Source organism: Streptomyces endocoffeicus, assembly GCF_016741935.1.
Classification (GTDB): Bacteria; Actinomycetota; Actinomycetes; order Streptomycetales; family Streptomycetaceae; genus Streptomyces; species Streptomyces endocoffeicus.
The window spans coordinates 111,468-136,375 of record NZ_JAERRG010000002.1 but is presented as its reverse complement, the minus strand read 5'-3'; the positions used below and the strand labels follow the sequence as shown (position 1 = coordinate 136,375).

The window sequence follows — 24,908 nt, the reverse complement described above, 5'->3', positions numbered from 1 at the left end:
GTGCGTGGTGGTGCCTACGGCGGCTGTTCGCCGTAGTAGGTGGTGCTACGGGAGCTATTCGCCGTAGTACGGGAGCGTGACACCGGGCAGTTCGTACTCGTCCCGGCGGCCGCACATGCCGTAGCCGCCCCGGCGGCTGGGCCCGGTCGCGGTGACCCGCGCCTCGGCGAGGTGCCCGGCGTCGCCCGCGGCGAGCGCGGTGAGCTGCTCACCGGTGCGCCGCGCGGCGGCCAGCGCCCCGTCCCGCCAGCGCGGCTCCCACTCCTTCACCTTGGGCGCCACGATCCGCGCCGCCGCCTCGTGGAAGGCCCGCAGCGGTGCGTCGTCGCCCTTCTCGGCGGCGGCCCGCAGCGTCAGATAGCCCTCGATCGCGAGGTCCCGGCGACGCCGGGCGGCCGTGTCGGCCTCCGGCCCCTCCTTGGCGGGCAGCGTGGCGGCGGCCGCGTAGCGCTCGGGGTCGGCCAGCACCTCGGGCGGGAAGGTGAAGACGGCGTCCCCGGCCTCCGGCAGCCCGCTGTTCTGCATCAGCACGGTCACCCTGAGGCCGCCGCCCTGCACCATGCGGTGGATCGTGCCGGGGGTGAACCACACCACCGAACCCGGCTCCAGCGGGGTCTCGGAGAAGCCGTCCGCGAGGGTCAGGGTCTGCACGGCGCCGCGTCCGGCGGTGACCACATACGCCTCGGTGCAGGCGAGGTGGAGATGGGGGCTGCCGCCGCACACCCCGTCGGCGGCCTCCCACTCGTACGCGCTGATGTGGGAGAGGCCCACACCGCCCGGCAGCGGGGCGGACATGGCGGTCATCTTCCTCACCACCCGTGGTTCTTGAGGTAGTTCTCCGCCTGCGCCCGGTCCCAGGCGCCGTCGGCGACCACCACCCGGTAGCGGTAGCCGAAGGACTCCCCGGGCGGAAGCTCGAACTCCTCGAAGAACGCCCAGGAGGGGGCCACCGAGGGGATCGGCTCGGAGCGCACGAACCAGTGGGAGGCGTGGATGGATTCGGCGTTCTCCGGGGCGTGGGCGAACAGCAGCGTGGAGTGCCCGTCCACGTCGTCGTGCTCACCGGTGAAGGCGACCCAGGGGGCATCGGCGGCCGGGGTGCCCATCAGGTCCGAGGCGCCCTTCTCGCCGTCGCCGCCGCGCCCGTCCGGGCCGATGACATCGCCGCCGGTGAAGTCGCGCGGGCCGCGCCAGTTGAGCCCGGTGTACCCGGCCATCTCCCGGCCCGCGGTGGTCGGGGAGCCGAAGTGCAGGGCCTCGCCGCGGATGTTGGTGAGGTGGATGGACCAGTCCAGGGCCCAGGTGCCCTCCTCCGGCTCCACCGAGTGGAGTTCGATGGTGCGCCGCTCCCGCGCCCACTCCTGGCCGCCGCTGTGTTGTACGGAAGGATTGGCCACCCAGGTGAGGGTCTCCACGAAGCGCAGCCGGTCGTCGGCGACGGTGAACTCCTCGAACCCGTCGTGGCGCATCGAGCCGACGCGCTCCTCGACGTGCTGGTAGCCCTGGTCGGGGCCGAGGTAGGAGTTGCCGCCCCAGAAGTTCTGGCCGGACAGATGGCTGGAGGTCATCTGCAGGCCCTTGTGCCAGCGGTGGTCGTTCGGCCGGTAGCCGGAGACCGGGTTCCCGGCGAGGGTGCGCAGCGGGTGGGCGTAGGGCTTACGGGCCTCGAAGGCGTCCGGGTCGGGCCGGTAGACGTAGGCCATCAGCTCGACGCCGGCGGCGGCGACCGAGATCTGTTCGCCGTGGGTGTGGGTGACGGTGATGCGCTGGGTCATGGCGGCCTCAGCTCTCCTTCGTGGTGGCGGTCGCTGCCTTCGGCGCCCATGCGGGGTGGTCGCCGTGCATGGCGTCGTAGTACGGGTCCCCGGGCACGATCTCGCCCGCGCGCACGGGCCGCCCGGTGAAGGCCGCCTTGTAGAGCGCGGCGATGAACTCGAGGGTGCGGCGGGCGTCCGGCCCGCTCCCCGGCGGCCGTACACCGTCGCGCATCGCGTCCAGCAGCCCGGTCAGCTGGGCCCCGTGGGAGCTGGGCAGATCGGCGGCCGGGGTGCGCCAGCGCCGCTGCCGGGCGGGGTCGTCGCGGACGTGCGGGGCGGGGGTGTAGATCCAGTCGTCGTTGCGGTGACCGTAGAGGTGGGTCAGCTCGACGGTGGCGTCCGCGCAGTCGACGCGGATCCGGCTGACCTCGTCGGGCGAGAGCACGCTGTTGACGACGGTGGCCATGGCGCCGCTCTCGAACCGCACCAGCGCGGTGGAGACGTCCTCGCTCTCCACGGTGTGGACCAGCCGTCCGGCCATGCCGCGGATCTCGGTCCAGTCGCCGAGGAGGTGGAGCAGCAGATCCATCTGGTGGATGCCGTGGCCCATGGAGGGGCCGCCGCCCTCGGTCTCCCAGCGGCCGCGCCACGGCACCGCGTAGTAGGCGGTGTCGCGGTGCCAGGTGGTCTGGCAGTGGGCCACCAGCGGCCGGCCCAGGGCGCCCTCGGCCAGCAGCTCGCGGGCGTGGACGGCGCCCGAGCCGTAGCGGTGCTGGAAGACCACCGAGGCGTACGGGCCGCCCGCCGCCCGCTCGGCCCCGGCTATCTCGTCGTACTCGGCGAGCGTGAGGCACAGCGGCTTCTCGCACAGCACCCAGGCGCCGGCCTCGAGGGCGGCCACCGTCTGCTCGCGGTGCAGGGAGGGCGGAGTGCCGATGAGGACCAGGCCGGGGCGCTCGGCCTCCAGCATGGCGGCCACATCGGAGTAGCCGGTGACGTCGAAGGTGCCGCCCTCGGCCGCCGCGGCGCGGAAGGCGTCGAGCCGGTCCGCGGCCACGTCGACGGCGGCGACGAGGTCCACACGGTCGGCATGATCACGCAGTGCGGGCAGATGGCTGCCGCTGACGATTCCTCCGGTGCCGACCACTGCGGCACGGATACGGGCGGTGGCTGCTGCGGCCATGGGCTGAGGTCTCCTCGCCGTCGCCTGGGGTAAGCGCTTGCTGGGGAGGACCCTAGGCATGGTCCGGATGACAGGACAAGACCCTGGAGTGCAGAATCGCGCCGCTCATGGAGTGAGAGCATGGAGGCGCCCAACCAGCGCGCACGGTGTACCAGAAGGTGACCACCCAACGGAGGAAACATGGCAGTGACCCTGGCCGATGTGGCGGCACGGGCTCGGGTCTCGGCGGCCACCGTGTCGCGCGTCCTGAGCGGCAACTACCCGGTCGCGGAGTCGACCCGGACCCGGGTGCTGCGTGCGGTCGACGAGCTGGAGTACGTGGTCAACGGCCCGGCAAGCGCTCTCGCCGCCGCCACGTCCGATCTGGTCGGGGTGCTCGTCAACGACATCGCGGACCCCTTCTTCGGGATCATCGCGGGCGCCGTGCAGGCCGAAATGGTCACCCCGGCCGGGGAATCGGGCCGGGGCGGCGAGAAGCTCGCGGTCATCTGCAACACCGGTGGCTCGCCCGAGCGCGAGCTCAACTACCTCACCCTGCTGCAGCGGCAGCGCGCCGCCGCCGTCGTGCTCACCGGCGGCGCGGTCGAGCACCCCGACCACGCCGCCGCCGTGGCCACCAAGGCGTCCCGGCTGGCCGCGTCCGGCACCCGGGTCGTGCTGTGCGGCCGCCCGCCGATCGAGGACGCCACCACCCTCACCTTCGACAACCGCGGCGGCGCCCGCCGGCTCACCGAACATCTGCTGACCCTCGGCCACCGCCGGATCGGCTATGTGGCGGGCCCCGCCGAGCGCACCACGACCCGGCACCGGCTGGAGGGCCACCGGGCGGCGCTGGCCGCCGCCGGGGCGGACCAGGACGCGGAGCGGCTGACCGTCCACGGCCTGTACGACCGCGCCTCCGGCTATGACGCCACCCTCGAACTGCTGCGCCGCGACCGGACCCTGACGGCCATAGTCGCCGCCAACGACACCATCGCGCTCGGCGTCTGCGCCGCCCTCCGCGACCAGGGGCTGCGCATCCCCGAGGACGTCTCGGTCGCGGGCTTCGACGACCTCCCGTTCAGCGCGGACGCCGTCCCGGCCCTCACCACGATGCGGCTGCCGCTGCACGAGGCGGGCGCGCGGGCCGGGCGGCTGGCCCTGGGCCGCGAGCCGCAGCCGCCGGGCGGGGTGGCGATGGTCCGGGCCGAGCTGATGGCCCGCGCATCCACGGCGCCGCCGCGCGGCTGAGCCCGGACGCCGCGCGGCTGAGCCCGGACCGCCGCGCGACTGAGCCCTGCCGGAGCACCGCGCGGCCGACCCCTGCCGAACCGCCCCCGCGCGGCCGTCCCCTACCGCGCGGCCTCGGACGGCATATGGTCCAGCGGCCGCTGGTACCGGGAGCGGATCTCCTGCGGGGACAGGTCCTCCCGGCCGGTGAGATCCACCTCGGCGTACTCGAAGCGGAACGCGTAGCCGCCCTTCGGCAGATGGCAGATCTCCCACCAGTTGCCGTCCAGGTCCTGGAGGTAGAAGGAGTAGGTGCCGTGCTGGCGGACGGGCTTGGTCAGCTTCCTGATCGCGTACTCGTCCTTGACCCGCTGGAGCGCCTCGTACGCCTCCCGGACCTCCTCCTCGCTCGCCAGGTCGAGCCCGTTGTGGTTCATCAGCGGCATGTCCTGGCCGGAGCCGGGGGTCTCGACGACCGCGTAGCAGTGGTTGCCGCCCAGCCGTACGAACAGCGCCATGGGCGCCTGCTGCGCCACTTCGAGGCCTAGCACCTCCTCGTAGAAGCGCCGGGTGGCGGCGATGTCCCGGCACTCCAGGGTGCCGTGTGACAGGAAGCGGGTCATCAGCAGCGGTGGCTTGGTGGAACGGTGGGTGATGCCGGGCATGGTCCGTCTCTCCTCGTGAGCGTTGGGTGGGTGTCTCCCGCGCCTCAGGACACGGCATGCGGGACGGGCGGTGGGCGGCCGGCGGGCCACGTCCCCGGCGGCGACGATCCGGTCGGCGACGGCCGGATCGCTCAGTCCTCCGTGATCCACAGTGCCCGCATCGGGCAGCCGCGCACCGCTTGGCGCACGTCGTCCAGCAGATGGGGCGGCGGTGTCCGGTCGAGTACGACCAGTTCGCCCTGCTCGTCGAGGTCGAGGACTTCGGGCGCGAGCCCGGTGCACACTCCGGTGACCTGGCAGGCTTCGCGGTCCACGTGCAGTTTCATCGTGATGCTCCTCGTGCGGTGTCGCGGGCGGTCCCGTGGGCGGTGCCGTGGAGGGTCCCGTGGGCGGTGCCGTGGGGGGTTTCGCGGGCGGTGACCGGATTGCGGAGTCGGCCGAGGTGCCCGATGGTGATCTCCACCGTGTCCCCCGGGTGCAGAAACCTGTCGCGGGGCAGGCCGACGCCGGCCGGCGTGCCGGTCGCGAGGATGTCGCCCGGCTGGAGGGTGATCAGAGCGCTGGCGGCCGCGATCAGCTCCGGCACGCTCTGGATCATCTCCCTGGTATTGCTCACCTGTTCCTCGTGGCCGTTGACGGTGAGCCGGATGGGCAGATCGTGCGGATCGGGCACCAGCCACACCGGGGTGACGCCCGGACCGGTGGGGCAGAAGGTGTCCTGCCCTTTGGAGGCCAGCCAGTCCCAGGCGAAGGGTTCGGCGAAGGCGTCCGCCCGGTGGTGCGGTCCGCGGGCGGAGATGTCGTCGACGATGGTGTAGCCGGCGATGTGCGCCGCCGCCCGGTCCATGGGGATGTCACGCCCCGCCCGCCCGATCACGACGGCGAGTTCGGCTTCCCAGTCCACCTTCTGGCTCTCGTCGGCCGGGATGACGATGGGGTCGTCGGGCCCGATGACGGTGGTGGTGGGAGGCTTCAGGAAGAAGAAGGGGCGCACCCGGGTGGCACCGTCGCCCGTCATCTCCGCCAGATGATCGCGGTAGTTGGCTCCTGAGCAGAGCACGGTCCGCGGGTAGCGGACGGGGGCCAGCAGCCGGGCGCCGCGCACCGGGACGGCCTCCCGCGGATCGTACGCGCGCAGGCCCGGCGCGAGGGCGGCCCAGTCCTGAAGGGCCTCGAAGGCCCCGGGATATCCGCGCAGGGCGGGCACTTCCCGTATGCCGTCCTCGCCGAGGGCCGCGCAGAAGCTGCCCCGGTCGGCGGTGTGGGCGGTGGCCAGCGACCACGTCGTGGGGGTGGGGGACGACTCGTGCCTCGTCATGTCTCCATTCGAGGCCGTCGGGACCGGGGCGGTCCAACACTCTTGAGGGGCCGGTGACAGTCATCTACTGTTACCGACTCGTGGACTTGGACTTACGGCTCGTGCGGTACGCGGTCGTCCTGGCCGACGAGCTGCACTTCGCCCGCGCGGCCGCGCGGCTGCTGATCGCGCAGCAGACCCTCTCAGCGCAGATCAGCCGGTTGGAGAGCCGGCTCGGCGTCACGCTTTTCCGCCGGGACCGGCGCCATGTCGAGCTGACCCCGGAGGGGGAGCTGTTCGTCCGCCGCGGCCGGGAACTGCTCGCGGACGCTTCGGACCTGCTGGGTGAGTTGAGGCGCAGCGCGCCTCCGCTGCGCGTCGATGTGATCACCGAGGGGCTCACCTCGGGTGTCATCGCGCGGGAGCTCCGGCCGCGACTGGCCGATGTGACCTTGGAGGTCGTCCAGGGACAGGGGTTCGCGGGAACGGTCTCGGCCCTGGCCGAAGGGGTGGTGGATCTCGCGTTCGGCCGGATCAACAGCGCCGGGGAGCCGCTGCCCCGGTCACTGCGGTATCAGTTGGTGCGCCTGGAACCCATGGGGGTCGTTCTCCCCGCCGGACATGAACTGGCCCAGCGGGCGCGGGTGCCGATGGCGGAGCTCGCCGCGTACCCGCTCCTTCTGCACACCGCGCAGGAGGCGGCCGAATGGCTGGACTGGAACCAGGAGCTCGCCGCCGCGTTCGGCCTGCGCGTCGGACGGCGCCTGCACGGCCACGGCCGGGGCGCGGCCAACGCGGCCGTACTGGCCTACCGGGCTCCCTCGTTCGGGCCGCTGGAGGCGCCCATGCCGGACGGCGTGGTGGTCAGACCCGTGGTCGGCCCCGTGCCCCTCTACCCGTTCTCGGTGTTCTGGCGGGCCGGGAGCACGTCCATCCCGCTTCGCCATGCCATCACCACCATCCACGACATCGCCACCGAACGCGGCTGGCTGGTTCCGCCGCGGGAGGACTGGTGGCTGCCGGCCGCCGACCGATGATGTCCGTTCCGGCGGACCGCCCCCACGCGTTCGCCGACCCGACACCTCTTCCCAAACACTTGATCTGACGCAACTATGTGGTCAAGCGAATCGCATCGACCACAGGTGTACGGAGGGATCCGGATGGAGCCGCGCGACGATCTTGACCTGGCCGTGGACGAGGTCCGCGACTTCAACCGGATGTACACCCGGCTGATCGGCGTCCTCGACTACCCCGGGCAGCTCAACACCCCGTACACGCTGGGCGAGGCCCGCATCCTCTACGAGCTGGCCCAGCGCGAGCGCACCCATGTCTCGGCGCTCCGGGAGCACCTGGGGGTCACCGCCGCGCATCTGAGCCGGACGCTGAGCCGGTTCGAGGAGCGCGGGCTGGTGACGCGCGAGCGCCACCAGCGCGACGCCCGCTTCCAGGAGGTGCTGCTCACCACGGCGGGCCGGGCGGCGGCGGAGGATCTGGACCGGCGCTCACGGGAGGCGGTGACCGGGCTGCTGGCCAAGGTCCCCCGGAACGAGCTGGAGCGGCTGCGGGCGGCGCTGGCCACCGCCCGCGGCGTGTTCACCGGCCCGGCGGAGCCCGCGGTGCGGCTGCGCGGACTGGAGCCGGGGGACCTGGGCTGGATCGTGCAGCGCCACGGCGCCGTGTACGCCCGGGAGTTCGGGTGGAACGCCGAGTTCGAGGCCCTGGTGGCCCGGATCGTCGGGGAGTTCGGCGCGGGCCACGACCCGGCCCGCGAGCGGGCGTGGATCGCGGAGCTCGACGGCCGCCCCGTCGGGTCGGTGCTGTGCGTACGGGACGAACAGCCCGATACCGCCCGGCTGCGGCTGCTGCTCGTCGAACCGGAGGCGCGCGGGCGGCGGATCGGCGAGCGGCTGGTGGGCGCGTGCGTCGACTTCGCACGCGAGGCGGGCTACCGCGATCTCGTGCTGTGGACCAATGACGTCCTGACCTCCGCCCGCCGGATCTATGAGGGTGCCGGTTTCGAGCTGATCGCCGAGAAGCGGCACGGCGGCTACGGCTCGCCGCTGGTCGGCCAGGACTGGCGGCTGACGCTGGGGGACATCGCCTCCCGGGGGTGAGGGCGCGGCCCGGTGTGACGCCGCCGTCACCGACGACACGGCCGAGTAGTTGACGCGACGTCACCCCGACCGGAAAACCGCTCGCGCGGAGGGCCCGGTACCGGAAGGATCGGCGCACACACACCGGCCCGTACGACACCCGGGCACGGCACAAGAGCAAAGGGCGTACCCCTGAGTACCCAGCAGGTCATCGAGTGGACCGAGGACGGCCGGATCCGTACCGCCCAGTGGCGCTCCGAGAGCGGTACGCCGCCGCCCCGGCGGGTCGCGATCGCGGACGACCGGATGCCCGCCGACACCGCCCACCGCCTCGTCTGCGAGGGCACCGCGCTGCTGTGGCGCGGCGACTACCAGGGCGCCCGCCAGCTGCTGACGGCGCTGGCGCGCCGGATCGGCCGGGGCCCGCGCCGGGCGAAGGAGCGACGGCCCCCGGCGGCGTCCCCGACCGAGGCGTTCCACCGGCATCGCCAGGCCCAGTCCCGGCGGGCTCGGCTGCTGGGGATGGTGCTGGTGCCGCTGGACGCGGACTTCGGCGTTCCGCTGCGCCGGGCGCCGGACGTACGGCAGGCGTGCACCGAGGCGTACGGCCCGGCGCGGGACCCCTCGGTGGTCTCGCTCCGCGAGTTACTCGGGCTGATCGGCGCGCATGAGTGGCGGGAGAAGGGCGTCAAGGTCCGGGCGCTGGGCGGGGACCGCGTCCATCCGCACTACGGGGTCTTCTCGCCGGTGCGCGGCGAGTACGTCGACCTGGTGGCCGAGGCCCCGCTGCCGTCGCACGAGCTGGCCTTCGACATCGGCACCGGAACCGGCGTCCTGGCCGCAGTCCTCGCCCGGCGCGGTATCGAGCGGGTGGTGGCCACCGACCAGGACGCGCGAGCCCTGGCGTGCGCCCGGGAGAACGTGGCCCGACTGGGCCTGGCCGGGCGGGTCGAGGTGGTCGAGGCCGACCTCTTCCCGCCGGGCCGCGCCCCGCTGGTGGTCTGCAATCCGCCCTGGGTCCCGGCCCGGCCCTCCTCACCGCTCGAATACGCCGTCTACGACCCGTCCGGCCGTATGCTGCACGGCTTCCTGAACGGGCTGGCCGGGCATCTGACCCCCGGCGGCGAGGGCTGGCTGATCCTCTCCGACCTCGCCGAACACCTGGGCCTGCGGCCGCGCGCCGAACTGCTGGCCGCCTTCGACACGGCGGGCCTGACGGTCCTGGACCGGCTGGACGTCCGCCCCGTCCACCCCCGCGCCTTCGACGCCGCCGACCCCCTCCACTCGGCCCGCGCGGCGGAGGTGACGTCGCTGTGGCGCCTGACGGCGGGGTGAGCGGACCTCAGCCATCAGGGAGAGACGTCACCTGGACGGGCGCACCGGGGGCTCCCCGCCCCTTCCCGAGGCACCGATATGCGGCTCCGCCGCCTGGCCGGGGCTCCGCCCCTGGACCCCGAGTCTGGGGCGGAACCCCGCCTTCCAGCCCCTCCGGCGCTTGAGGAGCAGGACCTGGGACGAAGCCCCGCCCCCCAGCCCCTCCGGCGCTTGAGGAGCAGGACCTGGGACGAAGCCCCGCCCCCCAGCCCCTCCGGCGCTTGAGGAGCAGGACCTGGGACGAAGCCCCGCCCCCCAGCCCCTCCGGCGCTTGAGGAGCAGGGCCTGGGACGGAGCCCCAGTTACGGGAAGGGGCGGGGAGGGGAGCAGCCCGCCGCAGGCGCCACGCCCCGCCCGACCCCTCGCAGGGGCACGACAGCCGGCCCACCGGACAAGACACGCCGCAGGCGCGACCGGCCCGGCAGGATTGATTCGGCTCGTGCGCCTGCTTAGCGTCCCGCATGAAGGGCAAGAAGATCCCCACGTCCCGCACGACCCCTACCAAGGGAGCCCGCATGAAGCTCGCCTTCTCCACCCTCGGCGTCCCCGGTATGCCCGTGCCCGACGTGGCCCGGCTCGCCGCCGGGGCCGGGTACCACGGCATCGAGCTGCGCGCCCACCCCGAGGAGCCGGTGCACCCGGGGATCGGGGCGGACGAACGGGCCGGGGTGGCGGCGGAGTTCCGGGACGCCGGGATCGAGATCCTCACCGTCGCCGGATATGTGCGCGCCGCCCAGGCCGGGCCGGACGAGCCGGTGCTGACCGGGCTCGGGGAGCTGCTGGAGCTCGCCCACGACCTGGGCGCCCGCAATGTCCGGGTCTTCCCCGGCGGCGGGGAGCAGAGTCCGGAGGAGGCCGACGCCACGGCCGCCCGGCGGCTCGCGGCGGCCGCGCCCCGCGCCGCCGACCTCGGCGTACGGCTGCTGCTCGAGACCCACGACTCGCACCGGACGGGCGCCGACGCGGCCCGGGTCCTCGGGCTCGTGGGTCATGGCAGCGTCGGGGCGATCTGGGATGTGATGCACACCTGGCTGGGCGGCGAGGACCCGGCCACCAGCTATCCGGCGCTCTTCGCTCATCTGGGCTACGTCCAGGTCAAGGACATCGCCTCGGCTGAGGACACCACCCCGCTGCCGCTGGGCGAGGGGGTGCTGCCGCTGACCGAGTGCGTGGAGCTGCTCAGCCGCGAGGGCTGGGACGGCTGGCTGTGCTGGGAGTACGAGAAGCGGTGGTATCCGCAGGCGCGGGCGTTCCCGGAGCTGCTGGCCCCGGGCCGGGAGCATCTGCTGCGGCTGCTCGCCGACGCGGCCTGAGCTCGGGACTCGGGGTCCGCCTCGGCCCATCCTGACGGCTCGGCCCATCCTGACGCCTCGGCCCATCGTGATCGCTCGGCTCAGGCGGCTCGGGGCGGCGGCGCGCCCCGAGGCGCATACGTGCCAGCCTCCCGGCCGGAAGCGAGGTCAGCGCCACGCCGCCCACCAGCAGCGCCGCCGCCAGCCAGCGCGGTGCGCTGATGCCCTCCCCCAGCACCAGCGCCGCCGAGGACATCCCGAAGACCGGCACCAGCAGCGAGAACGGGGCGACCGCCGAGGCGTCGTAGGTGCGCAGCAGAAAGCCCCAGACCCCGAAGCCGAACACCGTGGTGACCCAGGCGACGTAGACGATCGCGCCCACCCCGGCCCAGTCGAGCCGGCTCAGCGCCTCGACATCGGGCCGCGCGCCCTCGAACACCAGCGAGAGCGCGAGCAGCGGCAGCACCGGCACCAGGCTCACCCACACCATGAAGTTCAGGGCGTCGGGCGGCGCCGCCTTGCGGGTGAGGACGTTGGAGACCCCCCAGAAGGCCGCCGCCGCGACGACGAGGACGAAGCCGAGGAGCGGCCCCGAGGTGCCCTCGTCCACGGCGGCCACCGCGATCCCTACGAGGGCGACGGCCATGCCCAGCAGCCGCCGCCGGCCGGGGCGTTCGGCGAGGACGACGGCCGCGAACAGCGCCGTGAACACCGCCTGGATCTGCAGCACCAGCGAGGACAGCCCGGCGGGCATCCCCTCATGCATCCCGATGAACAGCAGCCCGAACTTCGCCACGCCCAGGGCCAGCCCCACCCCCAGGATCCATCGCCAGGCGACCCTCGGCGGGCCGACCAGGAAGACGGCGGGCAGCGCGGCCACCAGGAACCGCAGGGCGCAGAAGAGCAGGGGCGGGAAGTGGTCGAGGCCCACCTCGATGACCACGAAGTTGACCCCCCACAGGGCCGTGACCAGCACGGCGAGGGCTATGTGTACAGGTCGCACGGGTTGCGTCGGTCGCATGGGTCGAGGATCAGCCGCCCGGACCTTGTAGCACCAGCGCGGATGTCTTCATGCTTGGATGCAGTAACGGTTAAAGGTGCGAGGAGGAGGGCGAACTGTGCTGGATCTGGGCCGGCTGCGGGCTCTGCACGCGGTGTCCGTGCACGGCTCGGTCAGCGCCGCCGCGATCGCGCTCGGCTACACCCCGTCCGCCGTGTCGCAGCAGATCGCCAAGTTGGAGCGGGAGACCCGGACGACCCTGCTGGAGCGGCAGGGCCGGGGCATCGCGCTGACCGACGCGGCCCGCCATCTGGCCGCCACCGCCCAGCAGCTGCTCGCCATCGTCGAGGAGGCCGAGACCACTCTGGAGGAGCGGCGCGGACAGCCGACGGGCCGGGTGGTGATCGGCGCCTTCGCCTCGGCGGCGCGCGGGCTGATGCCCGTGGTGCTGGCCGCGCTCCTGGCCGAACACCCCTCCCTGGACGCCCGGTTGCTCGAAGTGGACCCGCATCTGTCGGTGGATCTGGTGGCGCAGGGGGTCATCGACCTGGCGGTGGCCCATGACTGGGACATCGCCCCGCTGCCCGCCCCGGAGGGGCAGGAACGGGCGGCCATCGGGGAGGACCTGTGCGATCTGCTCGTCCCGGCCGGACATCCGCTGGCCCGGGTGGCCGCACGGCGCCCGCTGCGCCGCGAGGACCTGCCGGGCCAACGGTGGATCTGCCAGCCGCCGGGGTCGGTGTGCCATGACTGGCTGGTCCGTACGCTGCGGGCCTCGGGCCATGAGCCGGACCTGGCGTATCAGGCGGCGGAGAACCACACCCAGATCGCCCTGGTGGCGGCCGGTCTCGGCGTCGCGCTGATGCCCCGGCTGGGGCGCGGTCCGCTGCCGGACGGGGTGCTGGCGCTGCCCCTGGAGCCGGTCCCGGTGCGGCGGCTGTACGCCCTGTGGCGTCCGGGCGCGGCCCGCCGCCCCGCCATCACCGAGACGGTGCGGCTCCTGAGCGACCTCTGGCCGCGCCGCACGGGCTGAGCGTACGACGGGCCGAGCCCGCTGCGCGCCGCCGACGCTCTGGGAGGGGTGTCGCGTCGGCGGCGGGGTGCTGCTGGCCGCGGGCGGCGGAGAAGGTGGTCGGCGACGCAGCCAGCGGCAAAGCCGACTACCGCCGTGCGGAGACTCCCCATCAGCACGCCCCTTCGACGCTCGGCGACCCGCGCCGGTTCCGCGCGGGGTGTCAGGCCGGCAGTTCCGCCTCGATCAGGTCCGCCGCCCGGTCCGGCCCGCCCTCCGCGGCCATCCGCGCCTTGAGCGCGGCGCAGCGGGCGGCCACCTCGGGGTCGTGCACCAGATCGAGCACCGCCTTGCGCAGCGCCGGAGCCGTGGCCTCCGCCTTGGGCAGATGGTGGCCGACCCCGAGCGCCTCGAGCGTGTCCGCGTTGCGGAACTGGTCGACGGCCTGCGGTACGGCGACCATCGGCACCCCGCAGGCCAGCCCCTCCTGGGCGCCGCCCGCACCCGCGTGGGTGATAAACGCGTCGGCCTTCCGCAACACGCTCAACTGCGGTATCCACGTGTGCGTTTCGACATTGGCCGGGATCTCGCCGAGGTCGGCCTGGTCGACGAACTCGCCGATCTGGAGCACCACGTACCAGCCCGGCAGATCGCCGAACGCCGCGACGCACGCGCGGTAGAAGCCGGGTTCCCTGGTCCAGGTGGAGCCGAGCGAGATCAGCAGGATCCGGTCGGTCTCGGCGGCCCGCTCCGGGCGGCGCCACTCCGCCACGTCGCGGCGGGCGCTCTGGCAGCCGCCGACGAAGCTGTAGACGGCGGTGTCGACGCGGTCGGCGTTGGGCTGGAGCAGTTCGGGGATGAGGGCGACACAGCGGCTGGGGCGGCCGATGAGGGTGTCGGGGTCGGCGTCGGCCAGGCCGTTGCCCTCGAGCCAGTTGCGGTAGCGCGCGTAGTAGGCCCGGCCGCGCTCCGACCGCCGCATATGGGCGTACATCGGCTCGAAGACCTCTTCGCGGTAGCCGTTCCAGGGCACGAAGCTGGGCGCGAGCTCGACGGCGGACACGCCCCACCGACGGGCGAGGACATGCGCCGGGTAGGCGGTGACGTCGTACATCACCAGATCCGGCGCATCGCCCTCGTAGGCCGCCAGATGCTGCGGAAGTGCCTGCTCCGCCTCGGCGAGAAACGGCTCGATGTAGTCGATCAGATCGGAGCCTCTGGCGCCCGGCACATTCTCACCATGGAGGATCGAGGTGTAGATCTTCGGCTCGGCGCCGGTTTCGGCCACCTTCTCGGCGAACGGCTCGGGGATGGCGTAGGTAACCCGGTGACCGCGGGCCACCAGCTCGCGGATCACCTCCAGGCTCGGGTTGACGTGCCCGTGTGCCGCGATGCCGAACATGGCGATGTGTGTGGGGGGCTTGGCACCCGTCGGTGGGGTCATGAAAACGGAACATAAGCGAGAACGGATGCCTTATACAAATACTACGCATACCTGGTCGAGAGTTTAGTACCGGTTTCGTGCGGACACCAGATCACGGTCTTTAACCAGTCTTTTCCTTTACGCTTCCGGGCCATTGGGAAAGGCCAACTTTCCTTGACCCGGCCGTGGTTTGTGTCCCAGCGTGTCCTGCACACCGATAGCCGCCCCCTCCGAACGTCCCATGGAAGGAGTGCGGGTGCACACGACGTCCCGCCGCGCCCTGCTCACCGCCACCCTGGCCGCCGCCGCGGCCGGTGGATGCGGCGGACCGACGAACAGCTCCCCCGCACCCGCGACCCCCGCGCGCCGCACCACCGGCGGTTCCGGCAGCCCCTCCGCGGCCCCCTCCCGGCCCACCACGGAGACCGGCCGGGACCACGAGCGCGACCGCCGGCGGATCGACGGGCTCATCGGGCGGATGACGCTGGACCAGAAGATCGGCCAGCTCTTCGTGACGCGGGTGTACGGCCATTCGGCCACCCGCCCCGACCCCGCCGATGTCGCGGCCAACCGCAAGGAGCTAGGGGTCGACAACGCGGCCGAGCTGATCGCGAAGTATCACGTGGGCGGGGTGATGTACATCGGATGGGCGCACAACATTCGCGATCCCCACCAGGTGGCCGCGCTCTCCAACGGCATCCAGAAGGCCGCGCTCGCCACCTCCGTGCCCGTCCCCGTCCTGCTCTCCACCGACCAGGAGTACGGCACCGTCGCCCGGGTCGGCGCGCCCGCCACGCTGTTCCCGGGCGCCATGGCGCTCGGCGCGGGCGGGAGTGCGGCAGACGCCCGTACGGCCGCGCGCACCGCGGGGGCGGAGCTGGCCGCGCTCGGCATCCGGCAGGACTACGCCCCGATCGCGGACGTCAACGTCGACCCCGCCAATCCGGTGATCGGGGTGCGCTCCTTCGGGGCCGATCCGAAGGCCGTGGCCCGGATGGTGGCGGCCCAGGTGGAGGGCTATCAGAGCGCCGGGGTCGCGGCCACCGCCAAGCACTTCCCCGGCCACGGCGACACCAGCGTGGACAGCCATGTCGGGCTGCCGCGGATCACCCACTCCCGGAAGGAGTGGGAGCGGCTGGACGCTCCGCCGTTCCGGGCCGCGATCGAGGCCGGAATCGACTCGATCATGACGGCGCATCTGCTCTTCCCCGCGCTCGACCCGGGCGACGACCCGGCCACGCTCTCCCGCCCCATCCTCACCGGTGTGCTCCGCGAGGAGCTGGGTTACGACGGGGTGGTGGTCACCGACTCGCTCGGGATGGAGGGGGTGCGGAAGAAGTACGGCGACGACCGGGTGCCGGTGCTCGCGCTCAAGGCGGGCGTGGACCAGCTGCTGAACCCGCCGAGCCTGTCCCTCGCCTTCGAGGGGGTGCGCAAGGCCGTCAGAGCGGGCGAGATCAGCGAGGACCGCGTCGACCGCTCGTTGCGGCGCGTCCTCGAACTCAAGGTGCGCCGGGGCCTGTTCGACGATCCGTACACCAGCGACCGCGCGGTCAACCGCACGGTGGGCACCCGCGAGCACCGCGCCACCGCCGACCGTATCGCCGAGCGCACCACCACCCTGATCACCAACCGCGGCGGACTGCTCCCGCTGTCGCCGCGCCGCCACCGCGACCTGCTCGTGGTGGGCGTGGACGCCGCGGCACCCTCCGGCACCGGCGGCCCGCCGACGTCCGTCCTGGCCCGCGCCCTGTCCGGGCTCGGCTTCCGCACGGAGGCGCTCACCACCGGCACCGCCAGTTCCCCCGGCCCCTCCGCGCAGCGCGTCGAGGCGGCGGTCGCCGCGGCGCGCGGGCGGGACGCGGTGATCGTGACGACGTACGACATCGCCTCCGGCTCCGCCCAGCGCACCCTGGTGGCACGCCTGGTGGCCACCGGCGTGCCGGTGGTGCACCTGGCCCTGCGCAACCCCTACGACATCGCGCGCCTGAACGGCCGCGACACGGCCCCCGGCGCCTCGCTGGCCGCCTACTGCTGGACGGACGTGGAACTGCGCGCCGCCGCCCGCGTCATCGCGGGCCGGACCACCCCGCGCGGCAAACTGCCGGTAGCGGTCCGGCACGCGGACGACCCGTCCCGGGTGCTGTACCCGATCGGACACGGGCTGACGTACTGAGAAGGGCGTCCGCCGTGGCGGACGCCCTTCTCACCAGGTATGGGCCACTCAGGGCCGCAACACCGGCTCGCGCTCGGTCTCGCGGCGGTCCAGCTTCGCGTCATGCCGGGCGAGGGGCTTGCTCGTCGTGCTGACGCCCGCCCACTGCTGCACCTCCGCCGTGGCCTTGGCCTTCTCCTCGGCCGCCAGCTGGGCGATGCTGGAGCCGTGGTTGCCGCCGGCCACCGTGTAGACGTACGCGTCCTTGGCGCCCTTGCCGACCCGGAAGCGCTCGGCGCCCCATGGGTCGTTCTGGCCGTAGACGAAGAGCATCCGGTGGGCGTCGTGCCGCACCCAGCGGTCGATGTCCGCCATCACGCCCTGCTTGAAGCGCATCGGGATGTCACGCGGCACATAGCTGCGCGGGGCGTAGATGCCGGGGTAGCGCAGCAGCCCGGCCAGGTGCGGGGTCTTGAAGGTGGGCGAGCCGAGCTCGGTGCCCGCCTGGTAGTAGTACGGCGTGTAGGTCTCCAGGCCCTGGTCGGTGTAGGCGGAGAAGCCCGAGATCTCGTCGATGAAGCCGTACAGCTCGTCGGTGGACGCGGTCGGGGCGGGGACGTCCGCGCAGTCCTTCAGCAGGTGGTACTGCCAGAAGGCCCACACCAGGTCCAGGACCACGTTCTCGTACGCCTTGTCGGCGCTGCCGACGACGGTGAAGGTCTGCTTCTCGTCGTCCGCCCACTTCTGGTAGCGCTTCACGATCTCGTCGCGCCGCACCAGCGCCTCGCGCTGCACCGCGTTGAGCTTGGTGCGGCATTCGGCGGTGCCGACGCCTTCGAAGAAGCGGTCGTAGGCGGAGTCCTCCTTGTCGGCCACGTCGTTGGGCGCGACGTAGGCGACGGTGCCGTCCATGTCCCGGGGGTAGAAGCGGCGGTAGTAGGTGGCCGTCATCCCGCCCTTGCTGCCGCCGGTGGCCAGCCACTTCTTGCCGTAGACGGGCTTCAGGGCCCGGAAGAGGCGATGCTGGTCGCTCGCGGCCTGCCAGATGTCCAGCTTGGACCAGTCGGCGGGCTGGGGCCGGGAGGGAGTGAAGAAACGGTACTCCATGGACACCTGGTTGCCGTCCACCAGCTGCGTGGGCTCACTGCGGCGCGGTGCGGTGGTGACGTTGTAGCCCGAGGTGTAGAAGACCGTGGGCCGGTCGGTCGCCTTGTGCAGCAGCGTGAACCGCTGCTGGAAGGTGCCCTTGGACGGATGCCGGTGGTCCACCGGCTGGGCGTAGCTGAAGACGAGGAAGCGATAACCCTCGTAGGGCTGCTCCTCCACAAAACGCATTCCGGGAATCGCCAGGACACGTTCCTTGATGTCCGGCTGGGCGGGGGCGGCCGGTGCCGCGGACACGCTTCCGGCGCCCGCGCCGACCGTCCCCACCAGTATCGCGAGCGACAACAGCCATCTGAGCATCTTGCGCATGCACCCTCCCCTTACTGCCGTGTTGACCCACTGCCCCGTGAATTCGCACAGGTCGCCGAGAACCTATCCGGGCACACACTCGCGTCGCCAGATGCCGTCAACGCTCCAACCCGAGGCCGAATACGGAGAGTTGTTACCCCCGCCCTCTTTCGTAGCGGGCTGTGATGACTCATGCTGACTGTATGGACCGAGACGAACGGCACGACCGGAGTGAACGGGCCGAGCGGCTGACGCGGTATCTGAACGAATTGCAGGATCGGATCGACCCTCGCTCGCTGGAGCTGCTGATGCGGCTGCTGCGCGAGTTGAGCACCTCACCGGCCGTCCGCGGGGGGACGTACGAGCTCGGGATGGGCCCGGAGGAGAAAGAGCTGTTCACCCCCGCACTCCAGGCCGAGCTGCTGGTGCTGTTCGGCCTGCTCACCTCCCAGGACGAGCGTGTGGTGGTCGACCTCGGCGACAGTCCGCACGCCAAGGGCATGAAGGTGCTGGTGCCTCAGGAGCGGGCCGGGGACCCCGACTTCCTGCACCGCCACAAGCAGCGGGTGGCGGCCGAGGCGGAGCAGCGGGAGCGGGACCGGCGGGAGGTGGAGGGCATAGCGAGGGCCAGCGGCATGGAACCGTGATGTTACCCAACGTAACAATGGGCGAACGCTAAGCGTTACCGGCCGTACGGCCGGATGACCGGTGCGCGCTGCCGAGGCCGGAAGAAGTTCGCTGTGGTTCCACAGCGCCCCGAAGGGGCGCGGGGCTGTGTCGATGTGCGGCTCCGCCGCGTGGGCACGACCAGCCACGACGACGCCGCAGACGCCCGAGCACCACAGACGGCCGAGACGAGACGCATCACGGCACGTCCAGCGGAGCGCTCAGACGGCCGCGGGGGCCGTCTCGCCCGTGAACGTGCGCCACAGCGCGGCGTACCGGCCGTCCCGCGCCACCAGCTCCGCATGGGTACCGTCCTCGACGACCCGGCCGTGGTCCAGGACCACCACCCGGTCCGCACGGGCGGCGGTGGTCAGCCGGTGGGCGACGACCAGTGTGGTGCGCCGTCCCGTAAGACGATCCGTGGCCTGGTTGACCAGGGCCTCGGTGGCCAGATCGAGCGCGGCCGTGGCCTCGTCGAGCAGCAGGATGTCCGGGTTCACCAGCTCGGCGCGCGCCAGCGCGATCAACTGCCGCTGCCCGGCGGAGAGATTGCGCCCGCGCTCGGAGACCTCGTGCAGATAGCCACCGTCGAGCGACGCCACCATGGCATGGGCGCCGACCGCCCGCGCGGCGGCCTCCACCTCCGCGTCGCTCGCGCCGGGCCGCCCGTAGGCGATGGCGTCGCGCACCGTCCCGGCGAAGAGATACGGCTCCTGCGGGACCACCCCGAGGTGGCCGCGGTATCCGGTGAGGTCGAGCTCGCGCAGATCCACACCGTCCACCCGCACGGCGCCCCGCGTCGGGTCGTAGAACCGCGCCACCAGCTTGACCAGAGTGGACTTGCCGGCCCCGGTCTCCCCGACGAACGCCACGGTCTGCCCCGAGGGGATCGTGAGCGAGATGCCCGCCAGCGCCTCCTCGCCGTCGCCGTACCGGAACCGCACATCGTCGAAGGCGATGTCGCCGCGCACCGCGCGCACCTCGCGCGGCGCCTCGGCCACCGGTGTGGTGGTGGGCTCGCGCAGCAACTCCTGGATGCGGCCCAGTGACACGGTGGCCTGCTGATAGCCGTCGAAGACCTGGGAGAGCTGCTGGACGGGGGCGAAGAACAGGTCGATGTAGAGGAGATACGCCACCAGCGCGCCCGCCGTCAGCGTGCCGTCCCCGACCCGCCCGGCGCCCACGATGAGCACCAGCGCGGTGGCCACGGACGCCAGCAGCTGGACGAACGGGAAGTACACCGAGATCAGCCGCTGACCACGGATCCGCGCCTGGCGGTAGGCGTCGCTGCGCGCCGCGAACCGCTCCCGGCCGGACCCCTCGCGCCGGAACGCCTGCACGATCCGCAGCCCCGCCACGCTCTCCTGAAGGTCCGCGTTGACCACGCTCACGCGCTCACGGGCCAGTTCGTACGCCTTGACGCTGCGGCGCCGGAACACCACCGTGCCGATGATGAGCGGCGGCAGCGTCAGGAAGACCACCAGCGCGAGCTCCACGTCGATGATGAGCAGCGCGACCAGGATGCCGAAGAAGGTCAGCAGGCTGACCACGGCGGTGACGAGACCGGTCTGGAGGAACGTGGACAGCGCGTCGACATCGGTGGTCATCCGCGTCATGATCTTGCCGCTCAGCTCGCGCTCGTAGTAGTCGAGACCGAGCCGCTGGAGCTGGGCGAAGATCTTCACGCGCAGGGCGTAGAGCACCCGTTCACCGGTCCGCCCGGTCATCCGGGTCTCGCCGATCTGGGCGGCCCACTGCGCGAGGACGACGAGGAGCGCGAGCCCGGAGGCGGCCCACACCGCGCCGAGCGAGAGCCGCTGGACGCCCTGGTCGATCCCGTGCCGGATGAGCACGGGCAGCAGCAGCCCGGCGACCGCGTCCACGGCGACGAGCGCCAGCGCGACCAGGAGCGGCGCCCCGAAACCGCGCAGCAACCGCCGCAGCCCGTACGTCTCCTCGGCGCGGATGGCCCGCTCCTCGTCGATGTCGGGGGTGTCGGTGGCGGGCGGCAGGGCGGCGACCTTGGCGAGCAGCTCGGGGGTGGCCGGCATCCCGGACAGCGCCCCCGCGAGCCCCGGCCCGGCCACGGCCCCGGCCCCCGCGCCCGCCGCCGTGTCGCCCTTACGGCGCTCACCATCGGGCCGCACCCATAGCTCGGGGGTCACCCCGCCGTGGCTCGGGCGCGCCGGGTGGCCCGCCACGGCCCCGTCCGGCGGACAGCCGGCGCTGTCCCCGTCCGGCGCCCATACGGTGCCCTCCCCCTCGCGAACGGCGTGCGCGGGGTCGTCCCCACCGTGCGGACAATCCCTCCCCCTGTCGCCGCCGGACGGCACCCACGGCTCGGCCGCCACCCCATCACGGACCGCCGCCTCGCCGGCGGCGTGCGCGGGGTCGTCCCCACCGCGCGCCCGCCAACCCGCCGCCGCCGAGGGGCGCGGGCGCCCCTCGGGGCCGTGCGCCGTGCCGTGCGCCGTGCCGTCGCCGTCGGCGGGCGGCCCGCCGTCGAGACACGGCTCGGCCAACCCGGTCGCGGCGGCCTCACCACCGAACGCACCGGCGAGCCCCGGCGCGTGCGCGGCGGCGCCGCGTGGCGCGCCCGGGGCCAGGTCGTCGGCCCCGGCCCACGGCCGGGAGCCGTTCCCCGTCGGCGGCGCGACCGCGCCGCCCGAGCCGTCGCCGCCCGGCCCGTCGCCGCGCGACTCGGTCTCGTCCGTCAACAGGCTCCGGTACACGGCGCTGCGCGCCCTCAGCTCCTCGTCCGTGCCCACGTCCGCGACCCGGCCCCGGTCCATGACCGCGATGCGGTCGGCGAGGGCGAGGGTGGAGGGGCGGTGGGCGATCAGCAGGGTGGTGCGGCCCGCCATGACGCCCCGGAGCGCCTCGTGGATCTCGTGCTCGACGCGCGCGTCCACCGCCGAGGTGGCGTCGTCCAGGACGAGCAGCCGGGGGTCGGTGAGGATCGCGCGGGCCAGGGCCAGCCGCTGGCGCTGGCCGCCGGAGAGGGTCATCCCCTGCTCGCCGACCTCGGTGTCATAGCCGTTCGGCAGCTCGGAGATGAAGCCGTCGGCCTGCGCGGCACGGGCGGCGGCCCGGATCCGCTCCTCGCTCGCGTCCGGCAGCCCGTAGGCGAGGTTGGCGCGTACGGTGTCGGAGAAGAGGAAGCTGTCCTCCGGCACCATCCCGACCGCCCCGCGCAGCGAGTCGTACGTCAGCTCCCGCACATCGTGGCCGCCGATCCGCACCGCGCCCGACGACACGTCGTAGAAGCGCGGCAGCAGCATGGACAGCGTCGACTTGCCGCTTCCGGAGGCGCCCACGACGGCCAGGGTCTCGCCCGGCTCGATGCGCAGGGACACCTCGGACAGCACCGGCCGCTCGGGGTCGTAGCCGAAGCTCACCCGGTCGAACTCGACCGTCGCCGGGGCGTCCCCGGGAAGCTCCCGGGCATCGGGCCGCTCGTCGATGACGGGCTCGGTGTCGATGAGCTCGAAGACACGCTCGACCCCGGCCCGCGCCTGCTGCCCGATGGTCAGCAGCATCGTGAGCATCCGCACCGGGCCCACGAGCTGGGCGAGGTAGGTCGAGAATGCCACGAAGGTGCCGAGGGTGATCTGGCCCCGCGTGGCCATCCAGCCGCCGAGCGCCAGCATGGCGACCTGACCGAGGGCGGGGACGGCCTGGAGGGCCGGGGTGTAGCGCGAGTTCAGCCTTACGGTCCGCAGCCGGGCCGCGAACAGCCCCCGGCCGACCTCCCGCAGCTTGTCCGTCTCCTGCGCCTCCTGCCCGAACCCCTTGACCACCCGGACACCGGTCACGGCCCCGTCCACCACGCCCGCGACGGCGGCCGCCTGCCCCTGGGCGTACCAGGTGGCGGGGAAGAGCCGGATGCGGCTGCGCGAAGCGAGGATCCACAGGGCGGGGGCGACGGCGAGGGCGACGACGGTGAGCAGCGGCGAGAGCACCGCCATCACGATGAGCGAGACCAGGAAGAGCAGAATGTTGCCGATCATCATCGGCACCATGAAGAGCAGGCCCTGGATCAGCTGAAGGTCGCTGGTGGCCCGGCCGATGATCTGGCCGGTGGAGAGCTTGTCCTGCCGTCTGCCGTCGAAGCGGGCGATGGCCGCGAACATCTCCGTGCGCAGGGCGTGCTGGACGTCGAGGGCGAGCCGCCCGCCGTAGAAGCGGCGGACGTAGGTGAGGACGTACACCACGAGGGCGGCGACGATCAGCAGGGTGGCCCAGGGGGCGAGCGACCGATCACGCGAGACGATCACATCGTCGATGATCAGCTTCGGCACCAGCGGGACGAGCGCCATGACGGCCATTCCGGCGAGCGAGGCGCCGAGGGCGAGCAGCACATCGCTGCGGTACTGCCAGCAGTAGCCGAACAGCCGCTTTACCCAGCCCTGTCCGGCTTCCGGGCCATCCGCATCCGACCCACCCGCATCCCTTTTGCCCGTTTCATCCGATGCGTCCGACGCTACGTCCGCCACCCGTGAACCTCCCGATCCGCACACGCTTCCGGAAGGCACCAACACACTGATGTGCGGATTTCATCCTGCCGCAACAAATGGATCGGGGCGCGGGCGACCACGGGCCCCGGCAGGCAGTTTCCCCTCCCCGCCCCTTCCCACTACCAGGGGCTTCGCCCCTGGGACCCCAGAAGTCCCCGGGGTCCCAGGGGTCCCAAGGGTCCCAGGGGCCCCAGAAGCAGAGCCCCTTGTTGCGGGGCCTGGAGCAGAGCCCCCGTTCCGGGCCCCGGGACAGAGCACCCCTGGTTCCGGGACCTGAGGAACCCCTGTTCCGGGACCCGAGGCAGAGCCCCCGTTCCGGGGCCCGGGACAGAGCCCTGCTGCGGGCCTGGAGCAGAGCCCCTTGTTCGGGGACTCGGGCCCCTGTTCCGGGGCCTGGAGCAGATCCCCCTTCCGGGACCCCGGGACAGGAGGCCCCCGTCCCGGAACCCCGGGGAGCCCCCGTTCCGGGACCTGGAGCAGAGCCCCAGTTGCGGGCCCGGAGCAGAACCTCCGCTCCGAGACCGGGGCAAAGCCCCTGGTCCGGGGCCCGGGGCAGAGCCCCAGTTGCGGGGGCCGGGGCGACGCCCCGGTTTCGGGGGCTGGGGCGGAGCCCCAGTTTCGGGGAGGGGCGGGGTGGGGAAGCAGCCCGCCGCAGGCGGCACGATCCGCCGGGCACCGCCAGCTAGGCCGCCTCCTCCGCCACCCCCTCCCCCGACTCCGGAGCGGCCACCGCGGCGCAGCGCTCCGCGATCTCGCCCAGGGTCAGTCCGAGCGTGGCGGCGAGAGCCGCGATGGTGAAGAAGGCGGGGGTCGGGGCCCGGCCGGTCTCGATCTTCCGAAGGGTCTCGGCGGAGATCCCGGCCCCGGCGGCGATCTCGGCCATGCTCCGTTCGCCGCGGGCCTGACGCAGCAGCGCGCCGAGGAAGCGGCCGCGTTCACGTTCCAGCGGGGTGAGAGGGGTGCGCACCATGACCGTGATACTAATACCGGTATAGTAATTGGTGCACACCGAACCGGTGGTTCGGTCATGCGAAGGGGCTCACCCATGGTGGAAATCAAGACCGACGCGTCCCTGGACGCCATGCGCGAGGCGGGCCGCGTCGTGGCCTCGGCGCTCGACGCCGCACAGCGGGCGGCGGCCATCGGCGTCTCGCTGCGCGAGCTGGACGAGGCGGCGCGGGAGGTACTGCGCGAGGCCGGGGCGAGCTCCCCGTTCCTCGGCTACCGGCCGCAGTTCGCGTCCACCCCCTTCCCCGCGGTCATCTGCGCCTCGGTCAACGACGCCATCGTCCACGGCATCCCGGGCGACTACCGGCTGCGCGACGGCGATCTGGTGACCGTCGACTGCGGTGCGACGCTGGACGGCTGGAGCGGCGACGCCGCCGTCAGCTTCACCGTCGGCACCCCGCGCCCGGCCGACGTCCGGCTGATCGAGACCACCCGGCAGGCGCTGGAGGCGGGGATCGCGGCGGCCGTCGCGGGGGGCCGGATGGGCGACATCTCCCATGCCGTGGGGACGGTGGGGCGCACCGCGGGCTACGGCATCATGGAGGACTTCGGCGGCCATGGCATCGGCCGGCGGATGCACGAGGACCCGCCGGTCCCCAACGAGGGGCGGCCCGGCCGCGGCTTTCCGCTGCGGCACGGGCTGGTGCTGGCCATCGAGCCGATGTTCCTGGCGGGCGGCCTGGACGCGTACACCACCGATGACGACGGCTGGACGCTGCGGACGACGGATGGCAGCCGCGCCGCCCACTGCGAGCACACGGTGGCGATCACGGACGACGGCCCACGGATCCTGACCGCGCTCTGA

The 24,908-nt window shown here is 72.9% G+C and carries 19 protein-coding genes and 1 pseudogene; 9 read left to right on the top strand and 11 right to left on the bottom strand.

Annotated features, from left to right (window positions below; genetic code table 11):
• Positions 1 to 54: 54 nt before the first annotated feature.
• From JK364_RS08585 to JK364_RS08575, 3 genes are read right to left on the bottom strand one after another with little or no spacing between them, the layout of a single operon-like run.
• Positions 55 to 804 (bottom strand): cupin domain-containing protein, encoded by a 750-nt coding sequence (locus JK364_RS08585; RefSeq protein WP_201849198.1) that lies wholly within the window; start codon positions 802 to 804, stop codon positions 55 to 57.
• Between the two features lie 5 nt (positions 805 to 809).
• Complete coding sequence (locus JK364_RS08580) at positions 810 to 1,775, bottom strand: DUF6807 domain-containing protein (RefSeq protein ID WP_201849197.1); 966 nt, start codon at positions 1,773 to 1,775, stop codon at positions 810 to 812.
• Between the two features lie 7 nt (positions 1,776 to 1,782).
• A complete protein-coding gene (locus tag JK364_RS08575) occupies positions 1,783 to 2,940 on the bottom strand; it encodes a Gfo/Idh/MocA family protein (protein ID WP_201849196.1) in 1,158 nt (385 codons plus the stop codon).
• 180 nt (positions 2,941 to 3,120) lie between these two features.
• Here JK364_RS08575 and JK364_RS08570 point away from each other — a divergent pair, with 180 nt between their 5' ends.
• Positions 3,121 to 4,170 carry a LacI family DNA-binding transcriptional regulator gene (locus JK364_RS08570; RefSeq protein ID WP_201849194.1) on the top strand — a complete coding sequence of 350 codons (1,050 nt, stop codon included), beginning with the start codon at positions 3,121 to 3,123 and terminating at the stop codon, positions 4,168 to 4,170.
• Between the two features lie 101 nt (positions 4,171 to 4,271).
• On the opposite strand, the gene JK364_RS08565 is transcribed toward JK364_RS08570, so the two are convergent.
• From JK364_RS08565 to JK364_RS08555, 3 genes are all read right to left on the bottom strand, one after another.
• The gene (locus JK364_RS08565) at positions 4,272 to 4,814 is read right to left on the bottom strand and encodes a VOC family protein (RefSeq protein WP_201849192.1); all 543 of its coding nucleotides are present in this window, start codon (positions 4,812 to 4,814) and stop codon (positions 4,272 to 4,274) included.
• Between the two features lie 131 nt (positions 4,815 to 4,945).
• A complete protein-coding gene (locus JK364_RS08560) occupies positions 4,946 to 5,140 on the bottom strand; it encodes a ferredoxin (protein ID WP_201849190.1) in 195 nt (64 codons plus the stop codon).
• Positions 5,137 to 6,132, bottom strand: a complete 996-nt coding sequence (locus tag JK364_RS08555) for a fumarylacetoacetate hydrolase family protein (RefSeq protein WP_201849188.1) — start codon at positions 6,130 to 6,132, stop codon at positions 5,137 to 5,139. The genes JK364_RS08560 and JK364_RS08555 overlap by 4 nt, the downstream gene beginning before the upstream one ends.
• Positions 6,133 to 6,212: 80 nt before the next feature.
• Here JK364_RS08555 and JK364_RS08550 point away from each other — a divergent pair, with 80 nt between their 5' ends.
• The 4 genes from JK364_RS08550 (at position 6,213) to JK364_RS08535 (ending at position 10,891) form a co-directional block, all read left to right on the top strand.
• Complete coding sequence (locus JK364_RS08550) at positions 6,213 to 7,148, top strand: LysR family transcriptional regulator (protein ID WP_201849185.1); 936 nt, start codon at positions 6,213 to 6,215, stop codon at positions 7,146 to 7,148.
• Between the two features lie 123 nt (positions 7,149 to 7,271).
• Positions 7,272 to 8,225 (top strand): bifunctional helix-turn-helix transcriptional regulator/GNAT family N-acetyltransferase, encoded by a 954-nt coding sequence (locus JK364_RS08545; protein ID WP_230991626.1) that lies wholly within the window; start codon positions 7,272 to 7,274, stop codon positions 8,223 to 8,225.
• A 285-nt stretch (positions 8,226 to 8,510) separates the two neighbouring features.
• On the top strand, positions 8,511 to 9,539 hold the full coding sequence (locus JK364_RS08540) for a methyltransferase (RefSeq protein WP_372461928.1): 1,029 nt from the start codon (positions 8,511 to 8,513) through the stop codon (positions 9,537 to 9,539).
• A gap of 554 nt (positions 9,540 to 10,093) precedes the next feature.
• On the top strand, positions 10,094 to 10,891 hold the full coding sequence (locus JK364_RS08535; RefSeq protein WP_230991625.1) for a sugar phosphate isomerase/epimerase family protein: 798 nt from the start codon (positions 10,094 to 10,096) through the stop codon (positions 10,889 to 10,891).
• 85 nt (positions 10,892 to 10,976) lie between these two features.
• Here the strand turns inward: JK364_RS08535 and JK364_RS08530 are convergent.
• A pseudogene (locus JK364_RS08530) lies at positions 10,977 to 11,873 on the bottom strand (EamA family transporter); the annotation flags it as partial.
• 115 nt (positions 11,874 to 11,988) lie between these two features.
• On the opposite strand from JK364_RS08530, the gene JK364_RS08525 reads away from it, so the two are divergent.
• Positions 11,989 to 12,903: a LysR family transcriptional regulator gene (locus JK364_RS08525; protein ID WP_201849181.1), complete on the top strand. Its 915-nt coding sequence runs from the start codon at positions 11,989 to 11,991 to the stop codon at positions 12,901 to 12,903.
• A gap of 202 nt (positions 12,904 to 13,105) precedes the next feature.
• Here JK364_RS08525 and JK364_RS08520 read toward each other — a convergent pair whose 3' ends face one another.
• Positions 13,106 to 14,326 carry a macrolide family glycosyltransferase gene (locus JK364_RS08520; RefSeq protein WP_201849180.1) on the bottom strand — a complete coding sequence of 407 codons (1,221 nt, stop codon included), beginning with the start codon at positions 14,324 to 14,326 and terminating at the stop codon, positions 13,106 to 13,108.
• A gap of 220 nt (positions 14,327 to 14,546) precedes the next feature.
• Here JK364_RS08520 and JK364_RS08515 point away from each other — a divergent pair, with 220 nt between their 5' ends.
• Entirely contained in the window at positions 14,547 to 16,481 is a 1,935-nt protein-coding gene (locus JK364_RS08515) for a glycoside hydrolase family 3 protein (RefSeq protein WP_201849178.1), read from the top strand.
• 48 nt (positions 16,482 to 16,529) lie between these two features.
• Here the strand turns inward: JK364_RS08515 and JK364_RS08510 are convergent, their stop codons facing one another.
• Positions 16,530 to 17,933, bottom strand: a complete 1,404-nt coding sequence (locus JK364_RS08510; RefSeq protein WP_201849176.1) for a S28 family serine protease — start codon at positions 17,931 to 17,933, stop codon at positions 16,530 to 16,532.
• A 182-nt stretch (positions 17,934 to 18,115) separates the two neighbouring features.
• On the opposite strand from JK364_RS08510, the gene JK364_RS08505 reads away from it, so the two are divergent.
• Positions 18,116 to 18,559, top strand: coding sequence for a hypothetical protein (locus JK364_RS08505; protein ID WP_044574931.1), 444 nt, complete (start codon positions 18,116 to 18,118; stop codon positions 18,557 to 18,559).
• A 240-nt stretch (positions 18,560 to 18,799) separates the two neighbouring features.
• Here the strand turns inward: JK364_RS08505 and JK364_RS08500 are convergent, their stop codons facing one another.
• Both JK364_RS08500 and JK364_RS08495 read right to left on the bottom strand, forming a co-directional pair.
• On the bottom strand, positions 18,800 to 23,074 hold the full coding sequence (locus JK364_RS08500; protein ID WP_201849174.1) for an ABC transporter transmembrane domain-containing protein: 4,275 nt from the start codon (positions 23,072 to 23,074) through the stop codon (positions 18,800 to 18,802).
• A gap of 703 nt (positions 23,075 to 23,777) precedes the next feature.
• Positions 23,778 to 24,065 (bottom strand): helix-turn-helix domain-containing protein, encoded by a 288-nt coding sequence (locus JK364_RS08495; RefSeq protein ID WP_201849172.1) that lies wholly within the window; start codon positions 24,063 to 24,065, stop codon positions 23,778 to 23,780.
• Between the two features lie 75 nt (positions 24,066 to 24,140).
• Between JK364_RS08495 and map the strand changes: the two genes are divergently transcribed.
• Positions 24,141 to 24,908 (top strand): type I methionyl aminopeptidase, encoded by a 768-nt coding sequence (gene map, locus JK364_RS08490; RefSeq protein WP_201849170.1) that lies wholly within the window; start codon positions 24,141 to 24,143, stop codon positions 24,906 to 24,908.